This is a genomic window from Streptomyces sp. OfavH-34-F, assembly GCF_022347745.1.
Classification (GTDB): Bacteria; Actinomycetota; Actinomycetes; order Streptomycetales; family Streptomycetaceae; genus Streptomyces.
In genome coordinates this window covers 1-25,694 of the sequence record NZ_JAKRGC010000069.1, presented here as the reverse complement: position 1 = coordinate 25,694, position 25,694 = coordinate 1, and the positions used below count along the sequence as shown (strand labels likewise).

Annotated in this window: 28 protein-coding genes; 12 read left to right on the top strand and 16 right to left on the bottom strand. The window is 71.8% G+C overall.

The genetic code is table 11. The annotated features are described in order from the left end of the window. The 6 genes from MHW47_RS13590 to MHW47_RS13565 form a co-directional block, all read right to left on the bottom strand. On the bottom strand, positions 1-267 hold a 267-nt coding region (locus tag MHW47_RS13590; RefSeq protein ID WP_275449158.1), incomplete at its 3' end, for an RNA polymerase sigma factor. Between the two features lie 84 nt (positions 268-351). Beyond that, positions 352-1,134, bottom strand: a complete 783-nt coding sequence (locus tag MHW47_RS13585) for an SDR family NAD(P)-dependent oxidoreductase (protein WP_239223242.1) — start codon at positions 1,132-1,134, stop codon at positions 352-354. Next, positions 1,131-2,291, bottom strand: a complete 1,161-nt coding sequence (locus MHW47_RS13580) for a serine hydrolase domain-containing protein (RefSeq protein WP_239223244.1) — start codon at positions 2,289-2,291, stop codon at positions 1,131-1,133. The genes MHW47_RS13585 and MHW47_RS13580 overlap by 4 nt, the downstream gene beginning before the upstream one ends. A 67-nt stretch (positions 2,292-2,358) precedes the next feature. Next, a complete protein-coding gene (locus MHW47_RS13575) occupies positions 2,359-3,135 on the bottom strand; it encodes an energy-coupling factor ABC transporter ATP-binding protein (RefSeq protein ID WP_374230087.1) in 777 nt (258 codons plus the stop codon). Then, complete coding sequence (gene cbiQ / locus MHW47_RS13570; protein WP_239223239.1) at positions 3,132-3,893, bottom strand: cobalt ECF transporter T component CbiQ; 762 nt, start codon at positions 3,891-3,893, stop codon at positions 3,132-3,134. The genes MHW47_RS13575 and cbiQ overlap by 4 nt, the downstream gene beginning before the upstream one ends. A gap of 1 nt (position 3,894) precedes the next feature. Next, a complete protein-coding gene (locus MHW47_RS13565) occupies positions 3,895-4,995 on the bottom strand; it encodes an energy-coupling factor ABC transporter permease (RefSeq protein WP_239223237.1) in 1,101 nt (366 codons plus the stop codon). Positions 4,996-5,196: 201 nt separating this feature from the next. Here MHW47_RS13565 and MHW47_RS13560 point away from each other — a divergent pair, with 201 nt between their 5' ends. Next, on the top strand, positions 5,197-5,553 hold the full coding sequence (locus MHW47_RS13560; protein ID WP_239223235.1) for an SsgA family sporulation/cell division regulator: 357 nt from the start codon (positions 5,197-5,199) through the stop codon (positions 5,551-5,553). Between the two features lie 97 nt (positions 5,554-5,650). On the opposite strand, the gene MHW47_RS13555 is transcribed toward MHW47_RS13560, so the two are convergent. Both MHW47_RS13555 and MHW47_RS13550 read right to left on the bottom strand, forming a co-directional pair. Beyond that, positions 5,651-7,873, bottom strand: coding sequence for an MMPL family transporter (locus MHW47_RS13555; RefSeq protein ID WP_239223233.1), 2,223 nt, complete (start codon positions 7,871-7,873; stop codon positions 5,651-5,653). A gap of 166 nt (positions 7,874-8,039) precedes the next feature. After that, the gene (locus MHW47_RS13550; RefSeq protein ID WP_239223231.1) at positions 8,040-8,615 is read right to left on the bottom strand and encodes a TetR/AcrR family transcriptional regulator; all 576 of its coding nucleotides are present in this window, start codon (positions 8,613-8,615) and stop codon (positions 8,040-8,042) included. 163 nt (positions 8,616-8,778) lie between these two features. Between MHW47_RS13550 and MHW47_RS13545 the strand changes: the two genes are divergently transcribed. Beyond that, positions 8,779-12,123 carry a S41 family peptidase gene (locus tag MHW47_RS13545; RefSeq protein ID WP_239223229.1) on the top strand — a complete coding sequence of 1,115 codons (3,345 nt, stop codon included), beginning with the start codon at positions 8,779-8,781 and terminating at the stop codon, positions 12,121-12,123. A 144-nt stretch (positions 12,124-12,267) separates the two neighbouring features. Here MHW47_RS13545 and MHW47_RS13540 read toward each other — a convergent pair whose 3' ends face one another. The 3 genes from MHW47_RS13540 to MHW47_RS13530 all read right to left on the bottom strand — a co-directional run bounded on the left by MHW47_RS13540 (position 12,268) and on the right by MHW47_RS13530 (position 14,758). Further along, positions 12,268-12,735 (bottom strand): hypothetical protein, encoded by a 468-nt coding sequence (locus MHW47_RS13540; RefSeq protein WP_239223227.1) that lies wholly within the window; start codon positions 12,733-12,735, stop codon positions 12,268-12,270. After that, positions 12,732-12,971: a hypothetical protein gene (locus MHW47_RS13535; RefSeq protein ID WP_239223225.1), complete on the bottom strand. Its 240-nt coding sequence runs from the start codon at positions 12,969-12,971 to the stop codon at positions 12,732-12,734. The genes MHW47_RS13540 and MHW47_RS13535 overlap by 4 nt, the downstream gene beginning before the upstream one ends. A gap of 95 nt (positions 12,972-13,066) precedes the next feature. Next, complete coding sequence (locus MHW47_RS13530; protein ID WP_239223223.1) at positions 13,067-14,758, bottom strand: lipopolysaccharide assembly protein LapB; 1,692 nt, start codon at positions 14,756-14,758, stop codon at positions 13,067-13,069. Between the two features lie 152 nt (positions 14,759-14,910). On the opposite strand from MHW47_RS13530, the gene MHW47_RS13525 reads away from it, so the two are divergent. From MHW47_RS13525 to MHW47_RS13500, 6 genes are all read left to right on the top strand, one after another. After that, entirely contained in the window at positions 14,911-15,387 is a 477-nt protein-coding gene (locus MHW47_RS13525) for a carboxymuconolactone decarboxylase family protein (RefSeq protein WP_239223221.1), read from the top strand. A 45-nt stretch (positions 15,388-15,432) separates the two neighbouring features. Beyond that, positions 15,433-16,356 carry an RNA polymerase sigma-70 factor gene (locus tag MHW47_RS13520; RefSeq protein ID WP_239223219.1) on the top strand — a complete coding sequence of 308 codons (924 nt, stop codon included), beginning with the start codon at positions 15,433-15,435 and terminating at the stop codon, positions 16,354-16,356. A gap of 78 nt (positions 16,357-16,434) precedes the next feature. Then, a complete protein-coding gene (locus tag MHW47_RS13515) occupies positions 16,435-17,046 on the top strand; it encodes a hypothetical protein (RefSeq protein ID WP_239223217.1) in 612 nt (203 codons plus the stop codon). Positions 17,047-17,134: 88 nt separating this feature from the next. Further along, entirely contained in the window at positions 17,135-17,707 is a 573-nt protein-coding gene (locus tag MHW47_RS13510) for a dihydrofolate reductase family protein (protein WP_239223215.1), read from the top strand. Between the two features lie 404 nt (positions 17,708-18,111). Then, positions 18,112-19,665 (top strand): alpha-L-arabinofuranosidase B, encoded by a 1,554-nt coding sequence (locus tag MHW47_RS13505; RefSeq protein WP_239223213.1) that lies wholly within the window; start codon positions 18,112-18,114, stop codon positions 19,663-19,665. Between the two features lie 221 nt (positions 19,666-19,886). Further along, the gene (locus tag MHW47_RS13500) at positions 19,887-20,471 is read left to right on the top strand and encodes a 3'-5' exonuclease (RefSeq protein WP_239223212.1); all 585 of its coding nucleotides are present in this window, start codon (positions 19,887-19,889) and stop codon (positions 20,469-20,471) included. Positions 20,472-20,507: 36 nt separating this feature from the next. Here MHW47_RS13500 and MHW47_RS13495 read toward each other — a convergent pair whose 3' ends face one another. Next, on the bottom strand, positions 20,508-20,894 hold the full coding sequence (locus MHW47_RS13495) for a VOC family protein (protein ID WP_239223211.1): 387 nt from the start codon (positions 20,892-20,894) through the stop codon (positions 20,508-20,510). Between the two features lie 155 nt (positions 20,895-21,049). Here MHW47_RS13495 and MHW47_RS13490 point away from each other — a divergent pair, with 155 nt between their 5' ends. After that, positions 21,050-21,643 (top strand): histone-like nucleoid-structuring protein Lsr2, encoded by a 594-nt coding sequence (locus tag MHW47_RS13490; protein WP_239223209.1) that lies wholly within the window; start codon positions 21,050-21,052, stop codon positions 21,641-21,643. A 25-nt stretch (positions 21,644-21,668) separates the two neighbouring features. On the opposite strand, the gene MHW47_RS13485 is transcribed toward MHW47_RS13490, so the two are convergent. The 4 genes from MHW47_RS13485 to MHW47_RS13470 all read right to left on the bottom strand — a co-directional run bounded on the left by MHW47_RS13485 (position 21,669) and on the right by MHW47_RS13470 (position 24,114). Next, entirely contained in the window at positions 21,669-22,418 is a 750-nt protein-coding gene (locus MHW47_RS13485) for a hypothetical protein (RefSeq protein ID WP_239223207.1), read from the bottom strand. A 15-nt stretch (positions 22,419-22,433) separates the two neighbouring features. Then, complete coding sequence (dprA, locus tag MHW47_RS13480; protein WP_239223205.1) at positions 22,434-23,318, bottom strand: DNA-processing protein DprA; 885 nt, start codon at positions 23,316-23,318, stop codon at positions 22,434-22,436. A 152-nt stretch (positions 23,319-23,470) separates the two neighbouring features. After that, a complete protein-coding gene (locus MHW47_RS13475) occupies positions 23,471-23,905 on the bottom strand; it encodes an ATP-binding protein (RefSeq protein ID WP_239223203.1) in 435 nt (144 codons plus the stop codon). Beyond that, positions 23,902-24,114, bottom strand: coding sequence for a hypothetical protein (locus MHW47_RS13470; protein WP_239223201.1), 213 nt, complete (start codon positions 24,112-24,114; stop codon positions 23,902-23,904). Before MHW47_RS13470 ends, MHW47_RS13475 begins: the two co-directional genes overlap by 4 nt. 111 nt (positions 24,115-24,225) lie before the next feature. On the opposite strand from MHW47_RS13470, the gene MHW47_RS13465 reads away from it, so the two are divergent. The 3 genes from MHW47_RS13465 to MHW47_RS13455 all read left to right on the top strand — a co-directional run. Then, positions 24,226-25,104: a helix-turn-helix transcriptional regulator gene (locus MHW47_RS13465; protein WP_239223199.1), complete on the top strand. Its 879-nt coding sequence runs from the start codon at positions 24,226-24,228 to the stop codon at positions 25,102-25,104. Next, entirely contained in the window at positions 25,055-25,258 is a 204-nt protein-coding gene (locus MHW47_RS13460) for a DUF397 domain-containing protein (RefSeq protein WP_239223198.1), read from the top strand. Before MHW47_RS13465 ends, MHW47_RS13460 begins: the two co-directional genes overlap by 50 nt. 256 nt (positions 25,259-25,514) lie before the next feature. Further along, the coding region (locus tag MHW47_RS13455; RefSeq protein ID WP_239223196.1) for a hypothetical protein at positions 25,515-25,694 on the top strand (180 nt) is incomplete at its 3' end.

Here is a 25,694-nt window from a genome sequence, read left to right as displayed (position 1 = left end):
GGCGGCGCGGGCCGCGCTCTGCCGGTGGCGCGAGAGCACGTTGCGGGCGACGCCGAACAGCCAGCCGCGGGCGGAGCCGCGCGCCGCGTCGAACGTGGCCCGGTGGGCGTACGCCTGGAGCCACACCTCGGAGAGCAGGTCGTCGGCGGCGTCCGGGGCGCGGCGCACGAGGTAGCCGTGCAGGGCCGTCGTGTGCCTGGCGACGAGCGGTTCGAAGGCGGTGGGCTCCCGCGCGGAGCGAGCGAGCAGGTCCTCGTCCGGGTCCATGGGGTCTCCTGTCCGGGACCGCCGGGCGGCGGTCCCACCCCTACTTGCACGAAGCCGGGACGAGCGTTCGCGGCCCGGTTCGCGCTAGCCGTCGATCGCGGTACGGAAGCCCACGTTGACCGCTGTCAGGCCGCCGTCCACGCACAGCGAGGTGCCCGTGATCCACGCCGCGTCCGACGAGGCGAGGAACGCGACCGCCTTCGCGATGTCCTCCGGTTCGCCGACCCGGCCCAGCGGGTAGAGCGCGCTGATCCGGTCCAGTTCGGCGTCGCGGCCCGCCCAGGCGTCGGTGCGGATGGTGCCGGGGACGACGAGGTTGGCGCGGACGCCGCGCGGTCCGGCGTGCCCGGCGAGGGTGCGGGTGAGGCTGGCCAGGCCCGCCTTGGCCGCGCTGTAGGCGTGGTTGCCGAAGTCCTGGATGCCGTTGACGGAGCCGATGGACACGATCGCGCCCCGGCCCGACGCGGCGAGGTGCGGCATCGCGGCGCGCGAGCAGCGGTACGCGCCGCCCAGCGTGATGTCCAGGTCGCGGTGCCAGGTCTCGTCGGGCTCGTCCTCGAAGAGGACGCTGTCCTGAGCGCAGGCGTACGCGTTGTTGACGAGGACGTCCAGCCCGCCGAACGTCTCGACGGCGTGGGCGACGGCCGCCTCGATCGCGGCCCGGTCCGCCACGTCGCAGCCCAGCGGGGCCGCGGTGCCGCCGCTCTCCCGGATCTCGGCCGCCACGGCCCCGGCCCGGCCGGCGTCGAGGTCGGTGACGAGGACGCGGGCGCCCTCGGCGGCCATCAGGCGGGCGGTGGCGGCGCCGATGCCCCGGCCCGCGCCGGTGATGAGGACGCCGTATCCGTCGAAGCGCGCAGGAGTCATAGGGCCGACCGTACCGCCCGGACGAGGGCCTGCGCCCGGGGATCGGCGGTGACGCCCTTCTGGAGGCCGTTGGTGACGTACCCGAAGGCGATCCCGGACTCCGGGTCGGCGAAGCCGAGCGAGCCGCCCCGCCCCGGATGCCCGAAGGAGCCGGGCGCGAGCAGCGGGCTCGCCGGGCCGTGGAGCATGTAGCCGAGCCCGAACCGGGTGGAGACGACGAGGACCCGGTCCGGCCCGGCCGACTCCTCGGTGCGGGCGAGCGTCAGGGTGGCCGGGGCGAACAACCGGTGGCCGTCCACCGGGCCGATCATCGCGGCGTAGCAGCGGGCCAGGCCGCGCGCGGTCGCGGTGCCGTTGGAGGCGGGGAGTTCGGCGGCCCGGTAGCCGGCGTCGTTCTCGTCGGGCAGCGGGTCGATCGCGCCGAACGCCCGCCGGGTCAGCGAGTCCGGGTCGCGGTACGCCTCGGCCACCGACCGTTTGGGGCGCAGCCGCAGCGCCCCGGTGTTCTCGGCGACGGGTGCCTCGACGGGGCCGATGCGGCCGACGCGGTGGGCCTCGTCGGCGGGGATGCCGAACCAGAAGTCGAGGCCGAGCGGGCGGGCGATCTCCTCGGCGACCCAGCGGCCGACGGTGCGTCCGGTGACCCGGCGTACGAGTTCGCCGATGAGCCAGCTGTAGGTCTGGGCGTGGTAGCCGTGCGCGGTGCCGGGCTCCCAGGCCGGGGCCTGGGCGGCGACGGCCCGCGCCCCGCTCGTCCCGTCGGCGGCCTCCTCGGGGGTGAGCGGCCGGTCGAGGGCCGGGACGCCGGCCCGGTGGGCGAGGAGGTGGCGGACGAGGACGCGTTCCTTGCCGTTCTCCTTGAACTCCGGCCAGTAGGTGGAGACGGGGGCGTGCAGGTCGATCTGGCCGCGCTGGTGCAGCAGCAGGGGGACGGCGGCGGCGATGCCCTTGCCCGCGGAGCGGACGACCTGGACGGTGTCCACGGCCCAGGGTTCGGTGCCGTCCACGTCTCTGGTGCCGGCCCACAGGTCGACGACCTTGCGCCCGTGCCGGTAGACGGTGACCGCCGCTCCCCGGTCCCCGCGCTGTTCGAAGTTGCGGACGAAGGCGTCCCGGACCGCTTCGAATCCGGGCGCCGCCGTGCCCCGTACGTCCACGCCTGCTGCTGCGCTCCCGCTCATCCCCCCATGGTGCACGGCGGTGCGGGTGGGACGGGGCCCAGGGTCACCCGGAGTTGACCGTCACGGAGCGCGGGTCGAAGCCGAAGGGCAGTTCCAGGCGGTGGGCGCGCATCAGGGCCGCGTCGCACAGCAGGTCCTGGGTGCGGTCGTCGGCGGCGATGACGCCGTCGCTGAGGATGACGGCGCGGCCGCACAGTTCGAGCGCGTACGGCAGGTCGTGCGTGACCATGAGGACGGTGACGTCCAGGGAGCGCAGGATGTCGGCGAGTTCGCGCCGGGACGCCGGGTCGAGGTTGGAGGAGGGCTCGTCCAGGACGAGGATCTCGGGCCGCATGGCGAGGACGGTGGCGACGGCGACGCGGCGGCGCTGGCCGAAGGAGAGGTGGTGCGGCGGCCGGCCGGCGTACTCCTCCATGCCGACCGCGCGCAGCGCCTCCATGACCCGCTCCTCCAGTTCCTCGCCGCGCAGTCCGCCGGCGGCGGGGCCGAAGGCGACGTCCTCGCGGACGGTGGGCATGAAGAGCTGGTCGTCGGGGTCCTGGAAGACGATGCCGACGCGGCGGCGGATCTCGGCCATGTTCCGTTTGTCCACCGGGAGTCCGGCGACGCGCACGGTCCCGGCGCCCGCCTGGAGGATGCCGTTGAGGTGGAGGACCAGGGTCGTCTTGCCGGCGCCGTTCGGCCCGAGCAGCGCGACGCGTTCGCCGCGCGCGACGGTCAGGTCGACGCCGAAGAGGGCCTGGTGGCCGTCGGGGTACGCGTACGCGAGGCCGCTGACCTCCAGGGACGGCGGTACGGGGGCGGGGTCGGGGCTGCTCATACGGTCCATCCCACCAGACACACGGCGAGGGCGAGCACCGGGAGGGCGGCGGCGTACGCCCACTGGGCGCGGGAGGCGGTCACCTCGTCGATGACGGGCATGGCGCCGGCGTAGCCCCGGCTGACCATGGCCAGGTGGACGCGTTCGCCGCGTTCGTAGGAGCGGATGAACAGGGCCCCGGCCGACTTGGCGAGGACGCCCCAGTGCCGTACGCCCCGGGCCTCGAAGCCGCGGGAGCGGCGGGCGATGGACATGCGGCGCATCTCGTCGGTGACGACATCTCCGTAGCGGATCATGAACGAGGCGATCTGGACGAGCATCGGCGGCAGTTTCAGCCGCTGGAGGCCGAGCAGCAGTTCGCGCAGTTCGGTGGTGGAGGCCAGGAGTACGGAGGCGGCGACCCCGAGCGTGCCCTTGGCCAGTACGTTCCAGGCGCCCCAGAGGCCGGGGACGCTGACGGAGAGGCCGAGGACGTGCGTCTGCTCGCCGGGCACGACGAACGGCATGAGCACGGCGAACGCGACGAACGGCACCTCGATGAGGAGCCGCTTGAGCAGGAAGCCGGCCGGAACGCGGGCGAGGGCGGTGACGCCCGCGAGGAGCAGGGCGTACAGCCCGAACGCCCACACGGCCTCGCGGGGTGTGGAGACGACGACCACGACGAAGCAGAGGACGGCGGCGAGCTTGCAGTGCGGCGGCAGCTCGTGAACGGGCGAGTGCCCGTGCCGGTAGAGCTTGTGCGCGTGGCCGACGCCCATGTCAGACCTTCTCGTCGGTGCGGGTGGCGCCGGCGTCGTCGTCCTTCGTACGGCGACGGCGGGAGACCACGTAGAAGGCGCCGCTGCCCGCGACGAGGGTGGCGCCGACGCCGATGATCCCGGCGAGGCCGCCGGAGAGCCGGGCGTCGGAGACGTCCTTGACGCCGTAGTCGGCGAGCGGGGAGTCCTTGGCGGCGTGCTCCTTCTCCTCCTTGTCGATGCCCTTGTCGGCGGCGACCTTCTCCAGGCCGTCCGGGTTGGCGGAGGCGTAGAAGGAGACGAACCCGGCCAGCACGAGGGCGGTGACCAGGCCGGTGATCCACAGGCCGCGGGTGGAGCGGTGGGCGGCGGGCTCGGCGGCGGCGGCCGGGGCGGGGGCGTCGACGAGTTCGCCGCCGACGCGGAGCTTGAGCGGGGTGGCGAGGCCGCGCGCGCCGTGCACCAGGTCGGGGCGGACGGCGACGACGGCGCCGACGGTGAGCGCGGTGATCAGGGCCTCGCCGATGCCGATGAGGACGTGCACGCCGCCCATGGCCGTGAAGACCTTGCCGATGGGGATGTCCGTGGTGCCGCCGATCCAGTACAGGAGCGTGAAGGCGCAGGCGGCGGCCGGTACGGAGACCAGCGCGGCGACGAAGGAGGCGGCGGTCACCGAGCGGCGGGTGCGCGGCAGCACGCCGAGCAGGCCGCGGAAGAGGGCGTAGGCGACGACGACGGTGACGACGCCCATGACCAGGATGTTGACGCCGAGCGCGGTGAGCCCGCCGTCCGCGAAGAGGATGCCCTGCATCAGCAGGACGACGGATATGCACAGCACGCCGGTGTACGGCCCGACGAGGATCGCGGCCAGCGCCCCGCCGAGCAGGTGGCCGCTGGTGCCGGCCGCGACGGGGAAGTTCAGCATCTGCACGGCGAAGATGAACGCGGCGACGAGCCCGGCCAGCGGAGCGGTGCGCTCTTCCCCGATCCCGGCTCCGCCCGATCCGGAGGTGCCTCCCAGCTCCCGGCGGGCCCCCCGGAGACTGACGGCCACGGCACCGGCGGCGACGACGCCCGCGACGGCCGATACAGGTGCGTTGATGAATCCGTCGGGTACATGCATGAAGAGGCTCCGCTTCCTGCGTTCTCGCGTCGCTGCGCCGGGTGCGCGGGGTCGGTCATGAACCTCTCAATGATAGGGGCTTGTTGCAAAGCACTCGCAAGAGCGCCTACGTGACAACTGCGAAGGAGCTCCACAATGCCCTTTACGTAAAATATGGGACATTAGATAACAAAGTTGCAGAAGTAGGAGGAGAGTCGGCCCATGTCCCCCGTGATCCATGACCATGCCCGTGCCCGGCTCGTCACCGACGCCCGCGACCTCCCCGTCGTCCACGTCGAGCTGCGGTTCGACAGCGCGGACGACCCGGCGACCGTGCGCGTCGCCTACCCCGGCGGGACCGAGTGGGCCGTCGAGCGCGAACTCCTGGAACGCGGGCTGCGCTACCCGGTCGAGCAGGACGGCTGGCGGATATGGCCCTGCGGCCGGGTCCAGGTGGTCGTGGAGCGGCACGACCCGGCCGGCGTCGACGTCGTCCAGTTCGACTGCGCCCCGCTGGTCCGCTTCCTGCGCCGTACGCACCGCGAGGTCGACGCCCCGCGGCCCGCGGCCCGCACCTGAACCCCAGCCCCGCCCCTCCACGGGCCCGCGGCCATACGGGAGCCCCCGTGCACTGAGTGCACGGGGGCTCCGTCGTACGTACCGGACCTGAGGAGGGTCAGACGCGGGCCAGCTCGCGCTCGCCGCCGTCCGGGCCGCCGTCGCCCGCGGGCTCGGCCAGCTCCTTGCGCAGGCGCTCGCCCTCGACGTCCACGTTGGGCAGCGCGCGGTCCAGCCAGCGCGGCAGCCACCAGGCGCGGCGGCCGAGCAGCGCCAGGACGGCGGGCACGATCGCCATGCGGACCACGAACGCGTCGAAGAAGACCGCGATCGCCAGCGAGAAGCCGATCATCTTGATCATCTGCTCGCTGGAGCCGATGAATCCGGCGAACACCGCGATCATGATCACGGCGGCGGCCGTGACGACCCGCGCCCCGTGCTTGAAGCCGGTGACGACGGCCTGGCCGGGCGTCTCGCCGTGGACGTACGCCTCCCGCATCCGGGTGACGAGGAAGACCTCGTAGTCCATCGCGAGGCCGAAGACCACGCCCACCATGAAGATCGGCATCATCGACATGATCGGGCCCGTCTGCTCCACCCCGAAGAGCGAGCCGAGCCAGCCCCACTGGAAGACCGCGACGACCGCGCCCAGGGCCGCGACGACCGAGAGCAGGAAGCCGAGCGCCGCCTTGAGGGGCACCAGCACCGAGCGGAAGACCACCATCAGCAGCAGGAAGGCGAGGCCGACCACGAGCGCCAGGTAGGGCAGCAGCGCGTCGTTCATCTTCTGCGAGAAGTCGATGTTCATCGCGGTGGCGCCGGTGACCAGCACCTCGGCGCCGGTGTCGGACGTGAAGCCCGCACCCGCGTCACGGATGGCGTGGACCACGTTCTCCGTCTCGACGGAGCTGGGGCGGTCCTTCGGGATGACGGTGATCATCGCCGCGTCGCCGGCCTTGTTGAACGTGGCCGGGGTGACGGCGGCGACGCCCTTCATGTCGGCGATCTTGTCGCCGACCTGCTTGGCCGCGTCCTTGCCGTCCGCACTGTCCTCGGTGTCCACGACGACCAGCAGCGGCCCGTTGAAGCCGGGGCCGAAGCCGTCGGAGAGCAGGTCGTAGGCGCGGCGCTGGGTGGTGCTGGTGGGCTGGGAGCCGTCGTCCGGCAGGCCCATCTCCAGCGAGGCGGCCGGTACCGCGATGGCACCGAGGCCCAGGACGCCGACGAGCAGCACCCAGACGGGCTTGCGCAGCACGAACCGGGCCCAGCGGGTGCCCATGTTCGGCTTCGCCTCGGGCTTGTTCTCCGCCTCGGCGGCCTTGCGCGCCTTGCGGCCCAGGACCCGCTTGCCGGCGAAGCCCAGCAGGGCCGGGACGAGGGTGAGCGCGATGAGGACCGCGATGGCGACCGTGCCGGCCGCGGCGAAGCCCATCTTGGACAGCATCGGGATGTTGACGACGGCGAGGCCGACGAGGGCGATGACCACGGTGAGCCCGGCGAAGACGACCGCGGACCCGGCCGTGCCGACCGCCCGGCCCGCCGCCTCCTCGCGCTCCCGGCCCTCGGCCAGCTCGGCGCGGTAGCGGGAGACGATGAACAGCGCGTAGTCGATGCCGACGGCGAGGCCGATCATCATGGCGAGCGTGGACGTGGTGCTGCCCAGGTCCAGCACATTGGCCAGGGCGGTGATGCTGGAGACGCCGATCCCGACGCCGATCAGGGCGGTGAGCAGGGGCAGCCCGGCCGCGATGAGCGAACCGAAGGTGATGACCAGGACCACGGCCGCGATGGCGACGCCGATGATCTCGGTGGCGCCGGTCTCCGGCATCACCTGGAGCGCGTCACCGCCGATCTCGACGGTCATCCCGCTCTTCTCGGCGTGGGTGCCCGCGTCCTCAAGCGCCTCGCGGGTGGCGTCGGTCAGCTCCATCGAGTTGACCTTGTAGGAGACCGATATGTAGGCGGTCGAGCCGTTCTGGGACACCGCGTCGGCGGCGTACGGGTCGGCGACGGAGGCGATCTGGTCGGAGCCGTCCTTCAGCTCCCGGACGATCTTCTTGACCTCGGCCTTGTTGGCCGCGTCCGTCACCTTCTCGTGCGCGGGCGCCTTGAAGACGACGCGCGCGGTGGCCCCGTCGGCACTGGACGACGGGAAGCGCTGTTCCAGCAGGTCGAAGGCCTTCTGGGCCTCCGTACCGGGGATGGAGAAGGAACTGGACGTCGCGGTGGACGCGGCGGAGGCACCGAAGCCGGCGAGGGCCAGCAGCGCCACCCAGATCAGGGCGACGAAGCGGCGGCGCCGGAAGGCGAGCCGTCCGACTTTGTAGAGGAATGTGGCCACGAGGGCGTACTCCCGGTCAGGTCGTTGTGTGGAAATGGGCGTGAGGAACCAGCCCGACGACGAGAGCGGCGTGTCAGGTGGGACATGGGGAGAGGGCCGTACGGGGTGGAGCGCGGGGACCTGGGATCGGACGCCGGAACGGGCTGGGTGACCCGGCCCGTGACCCTCAGCCCGCTCCGAGAGCGGGGAGGACCACGGAGTCGACGTAATCGAAAAGGAATGCCTGGTCGACGGGGCGGTCCTCGACCATCTGCCGGGTGGCGACGGCGCCCACCAGCATGTGCGGTACGTATCTGAGCGCCGGGTTGTCCGGGCTCACCTCTCCCCGGTCCACGGCCCGGCGCAGCAGGGTGTCGAGACCGGTCATCTCCGGCTCGATCAGCAGCTCGCGCAGGGCCTGGAGGAGATCGGGATTGTCATGGACGGCATGGCTCAGACCCCGCATCAGCGCGGCGTCCTTCTCCATCTGGCAGTCGTCGCTGCGGCTGAGCACGGCGTGGAAGTCACCGCGCAGCGAGCCGGTGTCCACGTCCCCGAGGGTGACGGGTTTGTTGTGGCGCAGGGCCGTGACGACGAGCGCCGGCTTGCTCCCCCACTGGCGGTAGAGGGTGGCCTTGCTGGAGTGCGTACGCGCGGCGACGGCGTCCATGGTGAGGGCGTCGTAGCCGACCTCACGGAGCAGGTCGAGCACGGCGGCGTACAGCTCGCTCTCACGCTCGGGCGTGAGCCGTGTGCGTGCCATGGTTCGACCTCCTGTCCGACGCGCGTGCGAACGAAACCGTTTCGTACAGCAGAACGGTAGCCCGGCGGCCTAGCGAAACGGAACAGTTTCGCTTGTGTCCCGCACCACACAACGCGGGCCTCTCTGAGTTGCCGGGCCCTGCGGGCGCGGAAAGCATTGGGGGGTGAGTGACGACGTCTCGTATCTCCGGTTCCCGCACCTCCACGAGGATCTGCTCTGCTTCGCGGCGGAGGACGATCTGTGGGTCGCCCCGCTCGCCGGCGAGGGGGAGCGCCCCGGCCGGGCCTGGCGGGTGACCGTGGACCGCACCCGAGTCGGCCATCCGCGCTTCTCCCCCGACGGCACCCGGATCGCGTACACGTCCTGGCGCAGCCTCGACCCGGAGATCCACCTCGCCCCGGTCTCCGGCGGCCCCTCCCGCCGGCTCACGTACTGGGGCTCCACCGACACCCGGGTCTGCGGCTGGACGCCCGACCCCGGCGACGCGGCCCAGATCCTCGCCGTCTCCTCGCACAACCAGCCGTTCTCGTACTTCTCCTGGGCCTACAGCGTCCCGACGGACGGCGGGCCCGGCGGCAAGCTGCCCTGGGGCCCGGTCTCCGACATCGCGGTCGCCGACATCGACGGCGAGCGCCGCACCCTGCTGCTCACCGGCACCCCGCCGCACGAACCGGCCGCCTGGAAGCGGTACCGGGGCGGGGCCATGGGCCGGCTGTGGCTGCACGGCGAGCGGCTGCTGCCGGACATCGGCGGGCACCTCGACACCCCGATGTTCGTCGGCGGCCGGATCGCGTTCCTCTCCGACCACGAGGGCGTCGGCAACCTCTACTCCTGCCGCCCGGACGGCACCGACCTGCGCCGCCACACCGACCACGACGCGTTCTACGCCCGGCACGCGTCGAGCGACGGACGCCGGATCGTCTACCAGTGCGCGGGCGAGCTGTGGCTGGTGGACGACCTGGAGACGCCCGACGCCGTGCCCCGCAGGCTGGAGGTCCGCCTCGGCGGGCCGCGCGCGGGGCGGCGTACGTACCAGGTGCCGGCGTCGAGCCATGTGGACGCGCTGTCCGTGGACGAGACGGGGCGGGCGAGCGCCGTGTCGGTGCGCGGCAGCCTGTACTGGCTCACGCACCGCGACGGGCCCGCCCGCACCATCGCCGACACGCCGGGGGTACGGGTCCGGCTGCCGGAGATGCTGGGCGGCGGGAACCAGGTGGTGTACGTGACCGACGCGGAGGGCGAGGACGCCATCGAGATCGCCCCGCTGCCGCGCGCCAGCGGCGAACGCCCGACACGGCGCCTGGCGTCGGGCCGGATCGGCCGGGTGCTGGAGCTGGTCGCGGACCCGGAGGGGGAACGCCTGGCCATCGCGACGCACGACGGCCGGCTGCTGCTGCTGGAGACGGGCGAGGGGGCCGGGGGCGTGGAGGCTGCGGGCGAGGCGGTGACCGCAGCGGAGGCCGCCGACGGGGAGCCGGCCGCCGCCGAGCCCGTCGAACTCATCCGCTCCGTCAACGGCCCCGTCCGCGACCTGGCGTTCTCGCCGGACGGCGCCTGGCTGACCTGGTCGCATCCGGGCATCGGCCGCTCGCTGCGCAAGATCAAGCTGGCCCGGATCTCGGGGCCGGGCGAGCCGGCCGTCGTGGACGTCACCAACGGCCGCTTCGAGGACGAGAACCCGGTCTTCACCGGGGACGGCCGCTATCTGGCGTTCCTGTCCTGGCGCGGCTTCGACCCGGTCTACGACGTGCACACGGGCGACCTGTCGTTCCCGCTCGGCTGCCGCCCCTACCTCGTCCCGCTGTCGTCGGCGACCCCGTCCCCGTTCGCCCTGCTGCCGGACGGGCGGCCCGCGGCGGGCGGCCTGGACCCGGTGGACACGGCGGAGGCGGGGCTGACGGAGGGGTCCACGGTCACCGTCGAGTTCGAGGGGCTGCAGAGCCGGGTCACCCCGTTCCCGGTGTCGGCGTCCAAGTACTCCGCGCTCGCGCCGGTCAGCGGCGGCGGTCTGGTGTGGCTGCGCTGGCCGATCTCCGGGGCGCTCGGCGAGACCTTCGCCAACCCGGCGGACATGTCGGGCCGGCCGACCCTGGAGCACTTCAGCATCGCCAAGGCCCGGAGGACCGAACTCGTCGCCCACCTCGACTGGTTCGCGGTCAGCGGCGACGCGTCCCGGCTGGTCGTGATGGACGACGGCGAGCTGCGCGCGGTCCCCGCGACGGAGCCCGGCGACAACGACTCCACGGTCTACCTGGACCTGCGGCGCATCCTGCACGAGGTGGACCCGGCGGCGGAGTGGCGCCAGGCGTACGGAGAGGCGGGCCGCATCATCCGCTCGTACTTCTGGGAGCCGGACATGTGCGGGATCGACTGGCCGGCGGTCCTGGACCAGTACCGCCCGCTGGTCGAACGCGTCGCCACGCCCGACGAGTTCGCGGACCTGCTGCGCGAGGTGCTGGGCGAGCTGGGGACCTCGCACGCGTACGTGTCGCCCGCGCGCCGCAACGAGGGGCCGCCGCACTACCAGCGGGCGATCGGGCTGCTCGGCGCCAACTTCGCGTGCCGGGACGGGGACTGGACCCTGCTGCGCATCCTGCCCGGCGACTCGTCGGACTCCAAGGCGCGTTCCCCGCTGGCCGGTACGGGCATCCGCGAGGGGGCGGTGCTGACGCATGTGGACGGCCGCCCGGTCGATCCGGTCACCGGCCCGTACCCGCTGCTGGCGGCGGCGGGCGGCACGACGGTCGAGCTGACGTTCCGCCCGGCGGAGGGCGGCGGACGGCCCCGCCGCATCGCGGTCGTCCCGCTCGTCGACGAACGGCCCCTGCGCTACCAGGACTGGGTCGCCAAGCGGCGCGAGGTGGTCCGGCAGCTGAGCGGGGGGCGGTGCGGCTACCTCCACATCCCGGACATGGGCGGCTCCGGCTGGGCGCAGTTCAACCGCGACCTGCGCATGGAGGTCTCGCGCCCCGCGCTGATCGTGGACGTGCGCGGCAACGCCGGCGGCCACATCAGCGAGCTGGTCGTGGAGAAGCTCACCCGGACGATCCTGGGCTGGGACCTCACCCGCAACGCCCAGCCCGTCTCCTACGCCTCCAACGCCCCGCGCGGCCCGGTCGTCGCCCTGGCCGACGAGGCGACCTCCTCCGACGGGGACATGATCACCGCCGCGTTCCGCCTGCTGAAACTGGGCCCGGTCGTCGGCCAGCGCACCTGGGGCGGCGTCGTCGGCATGACCGGCCGCCACCGCCTGGGCGACGGCACGGTGATCACGGTGCCGATGAACGCGGCCTGGTTCGACACGTACGGCTGGTCCGTCGAGAACCACGGCGTCTCCCCGGACCTGGAGGCGCTGCGCACCCCGCTGGACTGGGCGGAGGGCCGCTACGCGGTCCTGGACGACGCGGTCCGCATCGCCCTGGACCTCCTGGCCGCCCACCCCCCGGCAACCCCACCCACCTACGACACGGCCCCCGACCGCCGAAGGCCCCCACTGCCGCCTAGGTAGCCTGCGGTCGTCCGGGCCATCACCTTCCCCGCAAGCACGGAGTCCAGGCGGAAACCGAAACCAGTCGCGCCGGCGTACCAGCGCTCGGGCTCCTGGTAGTCGTGCCCCGTACGTCCCCGGGCTCGCCGGCAAGGATTCCCTCGCTCAGACGTCCTGCTCACCGGCCACGACGGCCACCGTCCACGTGGCGGCCCCATCCTGCACCCTCATACGAAGGGACTGTGCCTCCACCTCGCTGTAGACGCGGCCCACTGTGACCACACCATCACAGGCCACGCGGTTCGGATCCTCCTCGGGCCGGTCGACGTCGACGATGGTCACTTTTCCCTTGCCGGTGCAACGAGCGTAGATCGTGTAGGCGCCCTGCTCCGGCGTAAAGCGCTTCAGATCGAGGTCCGAAGACCCGGACGTCTCAGGTACCAGCACCTCGGCATGCACTGGTACCTGCAGACCGCCCTCGCTCGGAGCTGCCTGCTTCCCCGCACTGCTCCGGCTGTCGGACGCGCCACCGGACGGCTGCTTGCGCACTGCGGACTCATCCTGCCCGCTGCTGCACCCAGCCGCGAGAAGAACGGCTGCAGTGATGGTCAAGGCCGGGAAAATACGATTCATAGCAGCCTCCACGAGGTCGGTCGAGGTGAGACGGGCCCAGCCTTGATGGCCCCGAGCAGCATGACCTTGGTTTCTTCGCTGACCGTCACCGAAGCACCGATGGTCGTCGTGCCCGATTTTTTCGATGTGAACTTGAAGGAGATGGAGTAGCCCTTCTTGTTCTGCGCATACACGTGGTACTTGACTGCCCTGGCGTTCTTGAGGTTCCTCCTGATGTGGAAAAATCCTCGCGCCACACATCGATCACCTCCGGACGCGGACACCTCGGACGGCACGGTCCCCAACCGCCGAAGGCCCCCACTGCCGCCGTGGTAGGCGGAGGGGCTCCGCGTCAGAGGCCCTCCGCGTCCATCGCCGCTTCCGCCGCCTCCAGTTGCTCCTCCGGGTCGATCATGCGGCCGCGCTGGTCCAGGTCGTTAGGGTCGTAGCGGGGCAGGACGTCGTCCTCCCAGCGTTCGGCGGCGAGGGTCAGGAGGTCCAGGGCCTCCTCCGCCCGGCCCAGGTGGCGCAGGGCGGTGCCGTAGTAACCGGCGGTCTCGGTGCGGAACTTGTCGCTGTCGTCGCCCTCCTCCCAGGCCCGGCGGAGGTACGGCTCGGCCTCGGCGTACGCCTCGCGCTGGACCATCAGCTTGCCGGCGATCATGGAGTCCAGCCGGGAGCCGAGGCCGGCGGCGCGGACGTACCAGCGCTCCGACTCCTGGTAGTCGCGGTGGTGGTCGGAGAGCCATCCCATGTGGTGGCAGGAGTGGCGGTCGCCGTTCTCGGCGGCCACCCGGTGCCACGCGTCGCGCTCCGGGAAGCGGCGCAGCGCCTCGCACAGCACCGCCACGTCGTACGCCGCGTCCGGGTCGCCGGCGCGGGCGGCGGGCTCCATCCAGGGCAGCAGGTAGCGGGCGTTCTTGCGGCGCCAGTCGTTGAGCATCGCGGCGTACTCGTACCCGGCCCGTACGTCCCCCGCCTCGCCCCGCTCGCGCAGTCCGGGCAGCAGCCGGTAGTCGGGCTCGTCGGCCGCGCGGGGGCCGCCCTCGCGGAGCACGGCGATGCGGGCGAGCTGCTGGACGGCGTCCGCGTCGCCCTCGCCGAACGCCCCGAACCAGTCCTCGGCCTCGTCGTACCGGCCCAGCCGCATGCACAGCATGCCGAGGTTCCACATGGGCGCCTTCTCGCCCGCCTCGACGGCCAGCAGATGGGCGCGCTCGGCCTCCGCCAACTCGCCCCGCTGTTCGCACTTGTTGCCGAGGAGGGCGGCGGCCTGGCCGACTCCGGCCTCATGGGCCCGCAGCAGCAGGTCGCGGGCGCGCGGCCAGGCGTCCTCGTCGCCGTGGGTGGTGAGGAACATCGCGTAGTACATCCCCGCCTTGGGGCTGAGCGCGGCGCCGCGCCGGTACAGCTCGTCCGCGCGGGGGACGAGGCCCGGGTAGTCGTCGAAGTGCTTGTCCAGCTCGAAGAGTTCCTGCACCGCGCTCAGGGCGGCCGCGCCGTCCTCGTCGGCCTCGGCAATGTCGAGCCCGGCCGCCGCCTTGTCGAGGGCCTCCTCGAAGGAGTCGAAGAGCCGGGACCAGCGGTAGACGGCGATGTCGCCCAGCTCGACCTTGTCCATCAGGAACGCGGACGCCTCCGCGCACCGCCCCTCGGCGGCCATGATCTTGCCCAGCTCGATCTTGCAGTCGAGGTACCGCCCGTCCTCCCACCCCCGCCGCAGCCACTCGACGGCTTCCTCGGTCTTCCCGTCCTCGCGCAGCAACACCCCGAGCCCGTACGCGCATCCGCCGTCGAACTCCGCCACGGCCCGGTACAACGCGTCGGCCGCAGCCCGGTCGCCCCGGATCTTCCGGTACCGGGCCAGCGTGTAGTGCGACCAGATGTCCCCGGCCTCGACGGCCCGCTCCCAGTAGGGGATGCCCTCGTCGATGTGGCGCCCGAAGATAAAAAAATCCGTGTGCCGGTGGGCGGCCTTGGCGTCCTTGTCCCGGGCGGCGGCGACGAGCGCCTCGCCACGGGCCTGTATGTCGTCCTGGATCATGCACGCATGCTGCCAAACCCCCGGCCCCCCACCCCCGGCGGGGATCACCGCTTCCCCTCTCCCGCCGGCGGCTTGTGCGGCTTCGTGTCACAACCGCGTCCGCTGTCTCGTCTCGGGGGTGTACGTATCCCGCACACCCCGAGGAGCACCCCATGAACGCTCGGCTCGCCTACTTCACCAATCCCGTCGCCGGCAAGATGCTGAAGTACTTCATGGCGGCGGGGCGGGAGTTGAAGGAGTCGCCGCTGCCCGCCGTGACGCAGGAACTCGTCGCGCTGCGGGTCAGCCAGATCAACGGCTGCGCGGCCTGCATCGACATGCACACCAAGGAAGCGGTCGCCGCCGGGGAGAGCGCGGTGCGGCTGAATCTCGTCGTGGCCTGGCGGGAGGCGACGGTGTTCAGCGAGGAGGAGCGGGCCGCCCTCGCGCTCGCCGAGCAGGGGACGCGGACCGCCGACGCGGGGACCGGGGTGGACGACGAGGTCTGGGCGCGGGCGGCCGAGCTGTACGACGAGGACCAGCTGACCGCGCTCGTCATGCTGGTCTCGTTCATGAACGCGGTGAACCGGCTGAACATCATCACGCAGCAGCCGGCGGGCGGTTACGAGCCCGGCAGCCACGCGCACTGAGCGGCACCGACACGACCGACAGCACCGATCACGGGGAGGACCGGCATGGGCAAGGCCGAGGAGTTCGAGGAGCTGCGGGGGCTGCTGTTCTCGATCGCCTACCGCATCCTGGGCAGCGTCGCGGAGGCGGAGGACGCGGTGCAGGAGACGTGGCTCCGGTACGACGCCACGGCCACCCGGCCCGTGTCGGTCAAGTCGTTCCTGTCCGCGACGGTGACCCGCATCGCGATCGACGTGCTGCGGTCCGCGCGGGTGCGGCGGGAGGAGTACGTGGGGCCGTGGCTGCCCGAGCCCCTGCTGGACGACCCGTACGCGGACCCGGCGCGCGCCGCCGAGCTGGCGGACTCGGTGTCGATGGCCTCGCTGCTGCTCCTGGAACGGCTGAGCCCGCTGGAGCGGTCCGTGTTCGTGCTGCGGGAGGTCTTCGCGTTCGGCTTCGCGGACATCGCGGCGGCGGTGGGCCGTTCGGAGGCGGCGTGCCGCCAGCTCCTCGTACGGGCCCGCCGGCACATGCACGAGGGGCGCCCCCGGTTCGAGGCCGACCGCGCCGAGCAGCGTGAACTGGCTGAACGGTTCTTCGAGGCGCTGTCGCACGGGGACGTGGACGGGCTGCGGGAGCTGCTGGCCGCCGACGTCCGGCTCGTCGGGGACGGCGGCGGCCGGGCCCCGCAACTGGCGCGGGCCGTCGCCGGCGCGGACCACGTGGCCAGGCTGCTCGCCACGGTCCACCCGCTGATGGCCGAGGCGGGCATCACCTGCGAGCCCCGCGAGGTGAACGGCCGGCCGGGCGCGCTGTTCCGGGTACGGGACGGGGCAGTGCTCCACGTCCTGTCGCTGGACACGCTGGACGGCCGCATCCAGACCATCCGTACGATCATCAACCCCGACAAGCTCGCCCACCTGGGCCCGGTGGCGGACGCCTGGGCGGTCAACGACGAGGTGAAGCGGCTCCGCGTCCGCGGCCGGTGACCGCCCGGCCCACGGGCGCGCGGGCGCGGTCCGGGAATCGCGTGCATGCCGCACCGACCGCGTGGGAGGCTCCTCCTCATGCGTATATCCAGACCCGGCCGCCTCGCCGCGGGCCTCTTCCTGGGCGCCGCCCTGACCCTGACCGCCTGCGGTGAGCAGCGGGCCGGGGAGACGGTGGCCGACTCGGCCCCGAGCCCCGGCGGCTCGGCGAGTACGAGCGCGAGCGCGTCCCCGTCCCCGCCCCCGTCTCCGTCCGTCTCGCCCGGCGGCGGCGCACAGGGCGACGTGGCGCCCGCCGTACCCGACGGCGCCCCGCACTACCGGGAGAACAACGCGTTCAAGTTCCCCAAGAAGATGTCCCCCGCCTCCGAGAAGGCCGCCCGCACGGAGGCCGGCCGCATCGAACCGGTGCTCAAGCGGCTCTGGGGGGCCGGGATCTGGGACGCCGAGCGGGTGCGGGCGGAACTCCTGGAACTGGGCTACCGCGACGAGAAGCCGGACGACGGGGACGGGCGGGGCATGCTCGTCGTCCAGGACAACGGTTCCACGACCAACCCCGGGTCCGGCGTGGCCCTCTACGTCGGCCGCGACGCCTGTGTGACCGCGTTCGTGCAGTCGACCAACTACCAGGTGAAGGTCAACGGCCGGTTCATGGAGACGGGCTGCTTCGAGCCACGCGGCGGCCACTGAGCACCGGCGCGCCGGGCCGATGACTTTTCCCGCGTGCCGCAGTCTCTACACCTGTAACGCTCACCGCACACCCCGCGAGGATCCCGTCATGCGCACCCTCATCACCACCGCTTTCGTCTCCCTCGACGGCGTCGTCGAGGCGCCCGGCGGCGAACCCGGCTACCGGAACTCCGGGTGGACGTTCAAGGACATCGACTTCCTGCCGGAGGCGTACGAGATCAAGGGCCGGGAGCAGGAGGAGGCCGGGGCGCTCCTGATGGGGCGGGTCAGCTACGAGGCGTTCAGCCCCGTGTGGCCGGGGATGGCGGAGTTCGCCGGCTACAAGGCGATGCCCAAGTACGTCGTCTCCACCACCCTCTCCGAGGACGGCCTGGTGGACACGTGGGGCGAGACCCACATCCTGCGGTCCCTGGACGACGTCGCCGCGCTCAAGGAGACCGAGGGCGCCCCGATCATCGTCCACGGCAGCGCCACCCTCAACCGCGCCCCCTCCGACGCGGGCCTCATCGACCGCTACCACCTCCTCGTCTTCCCCCTCCTCCTCGGCGCCGGCAAGCGCCTCTTCAGCACGGCCGACAGGGACACCCAGCACCTGAAGCTCGTGGAGCACGAGGCGTTCCCCAACGGCATCCAGAAAAACGTCTTCGACGTGGTTCGCTGACCTGGGAAGTCTCTTGAGTCGCTGAACGCCGCGTGGGCGTCATGGTTGCGACTCGCTCCCACCCCTCACCGAGGACGCCCGCCGATGAGAACCGCGAGGAAGCGGCCGATTGTGAGCGCTGACAACAGCCCCGGCGGGCGGTACGCCTTCCGGTGAGCGGCGTGCGCCGCTCCGGCGAATCCCGTCGGATGCCTTGACGGCGTGGTAGCGCTTCATCATAGTGAGCCCCGGCCGTCGCTGAGCCGAACTCCCGCTCCCCCTCAATGATCCGAGTCTCCGCCGCAACAAACTGTTAGCGCTAACACCACGTGTGGTCCGCTCCGACGGCCCCGCCGCCGGCGCACGAGGACGGCCGCCTGCGCGTGGTCTCCCGACCCCCACCGCCAGCAGCAAGGAGCTCACCCGTGTCTCTACAGACCTGGCTGCGCCGCGCCCGGCGCTCCCTCCTCGCCACCGGGACCACCGCGGTCCTGACAGCAACCCTGATCGCCGGCACGGAGACGGCCTCGCACGCCGCCACCCAGGGCCCGTGCGATCTCTACGCCTCCGGCGGTACGCCGTGCGTGGCGGCCCACTCCACCACCCGGGCCCTGTACGGCGCCTACGGCGGCGCGCTCTATCAGGTCCGCCGCGCCTCCGACGGCGCGACGAAGGACATCGGCGTACTGAGCGCGGGCGGCTACGCGAACGCCGCCGCCCAGGACGCCTTCTGCGGCACCGCCACCTGTGTCATCACCGTCATCTACGACCAGTCCGGCAAGGGCAACCACCTCACCCAGGCGCCCGGCGGCGGCGCCGCGCCAGGGCCCGACAACCTCGCCCCCGCCACCGCGGCACCGGTCACCGTCGCGGGCCACAAGGCGTACGGCGTCTACGTGGCGGCCGGCACCGGCTACCGCAACAACAACACCCGCGGCATCGCCGTCGGCGACCAGCCCGAGGGCATGTACGCCGTCCTCGACGGCTCCCACTTCGGCGGCGGCTGCTGCTTCGACTACGGCAACGCCGAGACCAACAACCTCGACACCGGCAACGGCCACATGGAGGCCATCTACTTCGGCGACAGCACCATCTGGGGCACCGGCACCGGCCAGGGCCCCTGGGTGATGGCCGACCTGGAGAACGGCCTGTTCTCCGGTGTCAATCCCGGCTACAACGCCAACAACCCCTCGGTCAGCCACCGCTTCCTGACCGCCATCGTCAAGGGCGCCCCCAACCTGTGGGCCATCAAGGCCGGGAACGCACAGTCCGGGGCACTGTCCACGTACTACAGCGGCCCCCGCCCCAACGTCCCCGGCTACAACCCCATGCACAAGGAGGGCGCGATCATCCTGGGCATCGGCGGTGACAACAGCAAGTCCTCCAGCGGCACCTTCTACGAAGGCGTGATGACCTCCGGCTACCCGTCGGACGCCACCGAGAACGCCGTCCAGGCCAACATCACCGCCGCCAACTACCGTACGGCCACGATCACTTCGAGCGCTCTCACACCCGGCGCCCGGGTCTCCCTGAGGGCCTCGACCCCCTGCTGCACCGGTTCCTACCTCCGCCACAACGCCGACAGCACGGTGGCGATCTCGCCGATCACCTCCGCCAGCCCCGCCGCCGACAAGAGCGACGCCACCTGGATCGTCCGGGCGGGCCTCGCCAACAGTTCCTGCCTGTCCTTCGAATCCGCCGCCGCTCGCGGACAGTATCTGCGGCACTTCGACCACCGGCTGCGCACCGCCGCCTCCGACAACACCGCCCTGTTCAACCAGGACGCCACCTTCTGCCTCCAGGCCGGCCACAGCGGACAGGGCTACTCCTTCCAGTCCGCCAACTACCCCAACCGCTTCCTGCGCCACTTCGAATACACCGGCTACCTGGCCGGTGACGGTGTCGGCGGGCACACCTGGGACAACGTCGCCTACTGGGCCGAGGACACCTCCTGGCTGACCGCCCAGCCCTGGTCCTGACCCGGACCCCCGGCGCCGATGTCGTGGACTCGGCGCCGGGGGCACGGCACGGTCGAGCGAAGCGCGGGCCCGTAGCGAGGGCATCTTCGGCAAGAGCTTCCAGCAGCCCCGGAAGCCCCGGCGGCCGGGGCGGGCCGGAAGAGCTGATCTGCCGGCACGGCGAGGCCGTGGCCTGGAAAACAACGTGCTCCCAGCCGTTGCGCCTCTTTACGCTTCCCGCCATGGACAGCACCTGGGCCGAGGGCCTCGTCAACGTCGTGGACGTCGAAGCGACGTGTTGGGCTGGTTCCCAGCCGCCTGGCGAGGTCAGCGAGATCATCGAGATCGGGCTGACTGTCATCGACCTGGAGGCCGGTGAACGTCTCGCCCGGCACCGCATCCTGGTGAGGCCCGCCCGGTCCACGGTCAGCGAGTTCTGCACGGAGCTGACCGGCCTCACTCAGCAGGAGGTCGATCAGGGGGTCACTTTCGCCGAGGCGTGCCGGCTCCTGGCGGCCGAGCACCGCGCGGGCGCACGCCCGTGGATCAGTTGGGGCGACTATGACCGTCACCAGTTCACACGGCAGTGTGAGGCCACCCGGACGCCCTACCCTTTCGGCCGCCGTCACAGCAATGCCAAGGCTGTCTTCACCGAGGCATACGGTCTGCGCAAACGCCCCGGTATGGCACAGGCCCTGGAGATCGCGGGGCTGCGGCTCGAAGGCCGTCACCACCGGGGCGAGGACGACGCCTGGAACATCGCAGCCCTTGTGCTTCACCTCTCTGAACGGGGGGTCTGGCCAGCCACGGCAGAACACCCCGCCTGACGCGACAGGGCTGCCGCTCGGTGCGGTGAAGGGCAGTCAGAATCCGTCGATCCCGATTACGTTCCCGAACGGGTCGGTCAGCTGAGCGATCCTTCGGCCGGTGCCGTCGCCCACGTCCAAGGGGCCTCGATGGTGAGCGCATCCGGCATCCAGAAGACGCCGGCGTACGGCGTCGAACTCATCGACCGCCCAGTACGGGACCGGGCTCCCGCCACGCTTGTTGCGTTCCTCGTCCAGGGGGTGAAACCCGAACTCGACACCGGCGACGTCGATCCACGCGTACACGGGGCCGCTCTGCTCGTCGACGTCGATGTGCACCTCGGTCTCGAGGACCCCGGCCCACCAGCGGGCGGACGCCTCAGGGTCCTCGGCGAAGACCATGACGGCGCGGATGCCGTTGAACATGTGTCCCCCAGGGGTCATCGGTCGGCGCTGCGGAGGGACACGAAGCCGGCATCGTGCCACCGGGCGACGAGGTCGGCGGTGTGCCGACGGTACGCCCCGGCGCGGGAACAGCGGAGCGCTGGGTCCAGGCCGGAGCGAACCGATCGGCCCCGTTCCGCGTACGGTCTTCGCCCATGGATGACCTTCAGCGGGCATGGGCCCGGATCACCGCCCGGCTCGCCCCGCACACCCTCGGCGGCCCCGCCACCCCCGACGCCGTGGCCGGCGCGGCCGTGCGCATGGGCGTCGAGTTCACCGGCGACCTGCGGCACTGGCTCCTGACCGTCGACCTCGACGCCGGTCGCCGCCCCGCCGCGCACGCGCCGCTGGTGGCTCTGGGCTGCCCCGGTGTCCTGCCCGGCGGCGCGCTCCTCCTCGGCCTCACCGACATCGAGCGTGTCCACAGGCAGCGGATGAACCTGGCGGGGGACGGGCTGTGGCGGCGGGAGTGGGTGCCGGTCGCGGCGGAGGCGGACGGTTTCCACGGCGTCTTCGTGAGCACCCCCACCGGCACGGTGGGCCGCTGGTCCGAGGGCGAAGACCCCAGGGAGGACACGCACCCTTCCCTCGCCGCCTTCTTCCGCGATGTCGGCGACCGGATGGACGAGGCGCCGCGCCCCGTGGCGGAGGAACCCGTACGGGCCTGGGCCCGCGCCCACGGCATCCGGATCAACGACCGGGGCCGCATCCCGGCCGACGTGCGCAGGGCTTACGAGGACGCGGACTGAGCCGGCCCCCCGGATGCCGGGCCCTTCAGGAGTGAGCCCCGTTCCGCAGCGGACAGACCTCCCACGAGAAGCGGCGCAGCTGAGCCCGGTCGATGTGCTCGGTGGTGTCGCCGTACGCCGGGTTGAGGTGCCGGCCGAGTACGACGACCGCCACCCGGTGCGCGCCGGCGGCCCGCAGCGCGGCGGCCGCGGACTGGGCGTGATTGCCCGTCGTCCAGGTGTCGTCGATGAGCAGCACGTTTTTGCCCCACACGGCGGTGGAGACGTAGCGGTCGGCCGATGTCGTCCGCCCGAGGGCCGCCGCTGCCGGGGTCGCGGACAGCAGTTCTCTGTAACGGTCGCGGGTGGCACCGACCACCGTGGCGGCCATCGCGCGCAATGGGTGCTCGGCACGGCCGCTGGTGCTGGGCACGGTGGTGACCGTGTCGAAACCCGGAACGGCGCAGTGCGCGGCGATACAGGGCTCATGGGCGGCGAGAAAGCGCCACATGACTGCCGCGAGCCCCATGAGGAAGTGGGCGCGCTGCGGCCCGTGGGTGTTCTTGTAGCGCCACAGCTCGTTGGCGTATTGCCCGTTCTTGAGCGCCAGGCTGATGGGGACCACGACATCGGCGACACCGACACCGAGTACGTCACCGGCCTCGTGGCAGCGCCGGCACGTGGAGTATCCCGGCCTCGCCGGGCCGCGACAGATCTGGCAGACGCCGACGCCCGGCGCGAGCGGGTGGACGAGAAAGTTCGCGTAGCGGGCGGACAACTCGACAACGGATGCCACCCGGGTCGCCCTGTCCTACGCCCAGGTCAGCTCGCCCCGCGCGGGGACGAGGGAGTCGAGTTCGGCGAAGACGTCGTCAGGGCCGTCGATGATCGTGGTGTTGGGGCGGGTGGCGTACTCCCGTGCCCACTCGTGGACCATCAGCGAGCGCATCAGAAAGACCCTGCGGCCGTGTTCGAGGGCGAGCCGTGCCTGCATCCGGGCGCCGCTGCGATAGGCGGCCTCGACCACCACGGTGGCCAGGCTGTAGCCGCTCATCACGGCGTTGCGCATGGGGAACGACGCCTTGGACGGGGCCGCGTCCGGCCAGAACTGCGAGATCAGCAGACCGCGCTCGGCGATCTCCTCCTGGAGACGGGCGTTCTGCGCGGGGTACACCCGGCGCAGGCCGGTGCCGACGACCGCGACCGTACGACCGCCGACAGCGAGGGCTGTGCCGTGCGCGGCCGTGTCGATCCCGGCGGCGAGGCCGCTCACGACCGTGACGCCACGCTCGGCGAGCCCGCCGGCGATGGCACGGGCGTGCGCCACCCCCTCGGGAGTCGGCTGGCGGGTGCCGACGACGGCGACCCGAAGATCCTCCTCGGCGGCAGTTCCCCGCAGGAAGAGGAAGGGCGGCCGCTGGTGGACCAGCCTCAGATACAGCGGGTAGTCGTCGTCGAGGACGGTGACCAACCGCATCCCCTCGCGCTCCCAGGCGGAGATCTCGGCGACGATCGCCTCCAGGTCCACCGGCGGGGCGGTATCGAAAAGGGCCCCCTGTCCGGACGCGTCCAGGGCGTCCTCCAGGACCGTACGGGCACTGCCCACCGTTTCGACCTGGTCGGTCAGCTCGGACCAGGCACGCTCGCCACGTCGCAGCAGGGCGACGAGGGCGGCACGCTCCAGTTCCTGATCCATGCGGCCAGTATAAGGAGCGAGGCCCGGCCGAGCCCTGGGCCGTTCCCGCGAAGGCCGCACCATCCGCCGCCCGAAAGCGGCGGGCGCCCCAGTGACGCTGTGCATGCGCCAGACGCCGCACCGTACGCGTCCGGGGTGGTCCTCGCGTCGCCTCAGCAGGCCGCCCCCCTTCCCGTGCCCGCCCCCACCGGGCGGGCCTGCGGGCGGGCGCCCGGTGCCCGCAGTTCGCACCACACCGTCTTCCGGTACGGGCCCTGTTCCACGCCCCACCGCAGCGCCACCGCGTCGATCAGCAGCAGCCCCCGCCCCGAGGTGCCCTCCGGGCCGGCCTCGCGGAGTATCGGCCACACGGTCGGAGCGGGGTCGCTCACGGCCACCCGCACCCGTCCCGTGTGCGTCGCCGTCACCCGTAACGTCACCGGCGTACGCTCCCCCACGTGGGTGATCACGTTGGCCACCAACTCGCTGACGCACAGCAGGAGATCACCGGCGTCCACCCCCGCGAACCGGGCCCGCAGCATCCGCCGCAGCTCCGGTACCGCCTCCGGCACGGCCAGAAGTTCCTGGGTCAGGGGCAGCCCGTTCATCCCCCCGCCGCCGCCCTGTTCAGCACCTCGGCCAGCCGCCGCGCCGTCTCCGTGTTGCAGTTACCCAGCGCGACGAGCGGCGCCCTCGTCGTCCACCCCGCCAGCGTCAGCGGGTCAACGCCCAGTGACGGCAGCGTGATGCCGTTGGCCCTGAGCGCCGCACGCAGTGCGTCGATCTCCGGGCCGATGTCGTACGGGGAGTCCTCCATGAGGGCCGTCCACCTTTCGGTTGCTTGCTGTGACGAACCCCTCACACGCTGCCCCACGACGCTCTACCGTGAAAGACAATTCCGCTCCACGGAGCGAAGTGTGAAAGGCGGTTGGCGGTGGCCAAGGAGATCGACGGCTCTGCGGGCGTCCCGCAGTTCTACGGGAAAGAGCTGCGCTACAAGCGGGAGCAGGCGGGCCTGACGCTGGAAAGGCTGGCGGAGGGCAGCTTCTTCAGCATCGGCCTGCTCAGCGAGATCGAGCACGGTAACCGCCGCATGCCGCTGGAGCTCGCACAGCATGTGGACCGCGTCCTGGACACGGACTTTTTCACGAGGCGCTGTGAAGACGTGCGGGAAGCCCGCCGCAAGGGACATGCCCAGTACTTCGAGCGCGTGCTGGAGACGGAGAAGCAGGCGCTGGTCATCGGGCAGTGGTCGCCCACCGTCATCCCCGGCCTCGTGCAAACGGAGCCGTACATCCGCGAGCTGTACCGGGCCGAACGTGTGGTGAGCCCTCCCGAGCAGATCGACGTGATGGTCCATGCCAGGCTGAAACGAGCCCAGCTTCTTCTGGAGCAGGGCAACCCGGAGTACTGGATCGTCCTGCCGGAGACTCTGCTCTGGCAGCCGGTTCTGCCGCCGCAGCAGATGGCTGAACAGCTTGAGCACGTGGCTGGGCTCGCCAGAAGCGGACGGATCATTTTGCAGGTCGTTCCGTGGAACACGGGGGCCCATGCCCTCATGCACAACAACGCCATGCTGCTCGACTTCGCGGACGCGCCTCCCCTCTTCTACACCGAGGGGCAGTACCACGGGAACACGATCGACGATCCCGGGATCGTCAAGCAGTATCGAAGGTCCTACGATCTGCTCAGGGCCGCCGCCATGTCGCCGGACTCATCCCTGGCCACGGTCGAAGCAGCAACAGAGGACTATCGAAATGGCGTGCACCACAATCAACTTGTACGGCGCAGACTGGCGGAAGAGTAGCTACAGCAACGCCGACGGCGGCGACTGCCTCGAAGTGGCCGACGGCCACCCCGGTCTCATCCCCGTCCGGGACTCCAAGCGCCCCGAGGGCCCGGCGCTCGTCATCGACGCCGCCGCGTGGACGCCGTTCATCGAGGCCGTCAAGAGCGCCTGACGCGCGGAACCGTACGCCCGAAGGGGCGCGCCCGGAACGTTTCGGGCGCGCCCCTTCCGTGTGCGGCCACGTGCTCCGCCTCCGCCAACGCCGCCAACACCTCGGCGTGTTCGCCTTTCTTTCGCGGTCGGGGCGGCGATTGGATGGGAATTGACCCGCTGCGCCTCTTCTGGGGGAACCACTGCGCTGCCGGGCACCTCTTCGTTCCCGAGCACGTCTTGGGGCTCGATCGCACCCCTGCAAGGAGCACAACCGCATGTCAGAGCTGCCGAAGCGGAACGTCACCAGGCCCGCCGGCCCGCGACCGACCGAGCCCCCGTGGGGCAACGACGCGGCGAAGCTCGAATCCGCCCGGGCCGCGCTGGCCCGGGTCATCGCGGCGCAGCGGGCGGAAGAGGAGGAGGCGGGCGGCGGGGGCGCAGCCGACGCACCGGAG

What these genes read in the sequence shown, in the direction of transcription:
- MHW47_RS13585 (WP_239223242.1), bottom strand. Translation starts at nt 1,134, where the DNA reads ATGACTCCTGCGCGCTTCGACGGATACGGCGTCCTCATCACCGGCGCG.
- MHW47_RS13575 (WP_374230087.1), bottom strand. Translation starts at nt 3,135, where the DNA reads ATGAGCAGCCCCGACCCCGCCCCCGTACCGCCGTCCCTGGAGGTCAGC.
- cbiQ (WP_239223239.1), bottom strand. Translation starts at nt 3,893, where the DNA reads ATGGGCGTCGGCCACGCGCACAAGCTCTACCGGCACGGGCACTCGCCC.
- MHW47_RS13565 (WP_239223237.1), bottom strand. Translation starts at nt 4,995, where the DNA reads ATGCATGTACCCGACGGATTCATCAACGCACCTGTATCGGCCGTCGCG.
- MHW47_RS13560 (WP_239223235.1), top strand. Translation starts at nt 5,197, where the DNA reads ATGTCCCCCGTGATCCATGACCATGCCCGTGCCCGGCTCGTCACCGAC.
- MHW47_RS13550 (WP_239223231.1), bottom strand. Translation starts at nt 8,615, where the DNA reads ATGGCACGCACACGGCTCACGCCCGAGCGTGAGAGCGAGCTGTACGCC.
- MHW47_RS13540 (WP_239223227.1), bottom strand. Translation starts at nt 12,735, where the DNA reads ATGAATCGTATTTTCCCGGCCTTGACCATCACTGCAGCCGTTCTTCTC.
- MHW47_RS13530 (WP_239223223.1), bottom strand. Translation starts at nt 14,758, where the DNA reads ATGATCCAGGACGACATACAGGCCCGTGGCGAGGCGCTCGTCGCCGCC.
- MHW47_RS13525 (WP_239223221.1), top strand. Translation starts at nt 14,911, where the DNA reads ATGAACGCTCGGCTCGCCTACTTCACCAATCCCGTCGCCGGCAAGATG.
- MHW47_RS13520 (WP_239223219.1), top strand. Translation starts at nt 15,433, where the DNA reads ATGGGCAAGGCCGAGGAGTTCGAGGAGCTGCGGGGGCTGCTGTTCTCG.
- MHW47_RS13515 (WP_239223217.1), top strand. Translation starts at nt 16,435, where the DNA reads ATGCGTATATCCAGACCCGGCCGCCTCGCCGCGGGCCTCTTCCTGGGC.
- MHW47_RS13510 (WP_239223215.1), top strand. Translation starts at nt 17,135, where the DNA reads ATGCGCACCCTCATCACCACCGCTTTCGTCTCCCTCGACGGCGTCGTC.
- MHW47_RS13500 (WP_239223212.1), top strand. Translation starts at nt 19,887, where the DNA reads ATGGACAGCACCTGGGCCGAGGGCCTCGTCAACGTCGTGGACGTCGAA.
- MHW47_RS13495 (WP_239223211.1), bottom strand. Translation starts at nt 20,894, where the DNA reads ATGACCCCTGGGGGACACATGTTCAACGGCATCCGCGCCGTCATGGTC.
- MHW47_RS13490 (WP_239223209.1), top strand. Translation starts at nt 21,050, where the DNA reads ATGGATGACCTTCAGCGGGCATGGGCCCGGATCACCGCCCGGCTCGCC.
- dprA (WP_239223205.1), bottom strand. Translation starts at nt 23,318, where the DNA reads ATGGATCAGGAACTGGAGCGTGCCGCCCTCGTCGCCCTGCTGCGACGT.
- MHW47_RS13475 (WP_239223203.1), bottom strand. Translation starts at nt 23,905, where the DNA reads ATGAACGGGCTGCCCCTGACCCAGGAACTTCTGGCCGTGCCGGAGGCG.
- MHW47_RS13470 (WP_239223201.1), bottom strand. Translation starts at nt 24,114, where the DNA reads ATGGAGGACTCCCCGTACGACATCGGCCCGGAGATCGACGCACTGCGT.
- MHW47_RS13460 (WP_239223198.1), top strand. Translation starts at nt 25,055, where the DNA reads ATGGCGTGCACCACAATCAACTTGTACGGCGCAGACTGGCGGAAGAGT.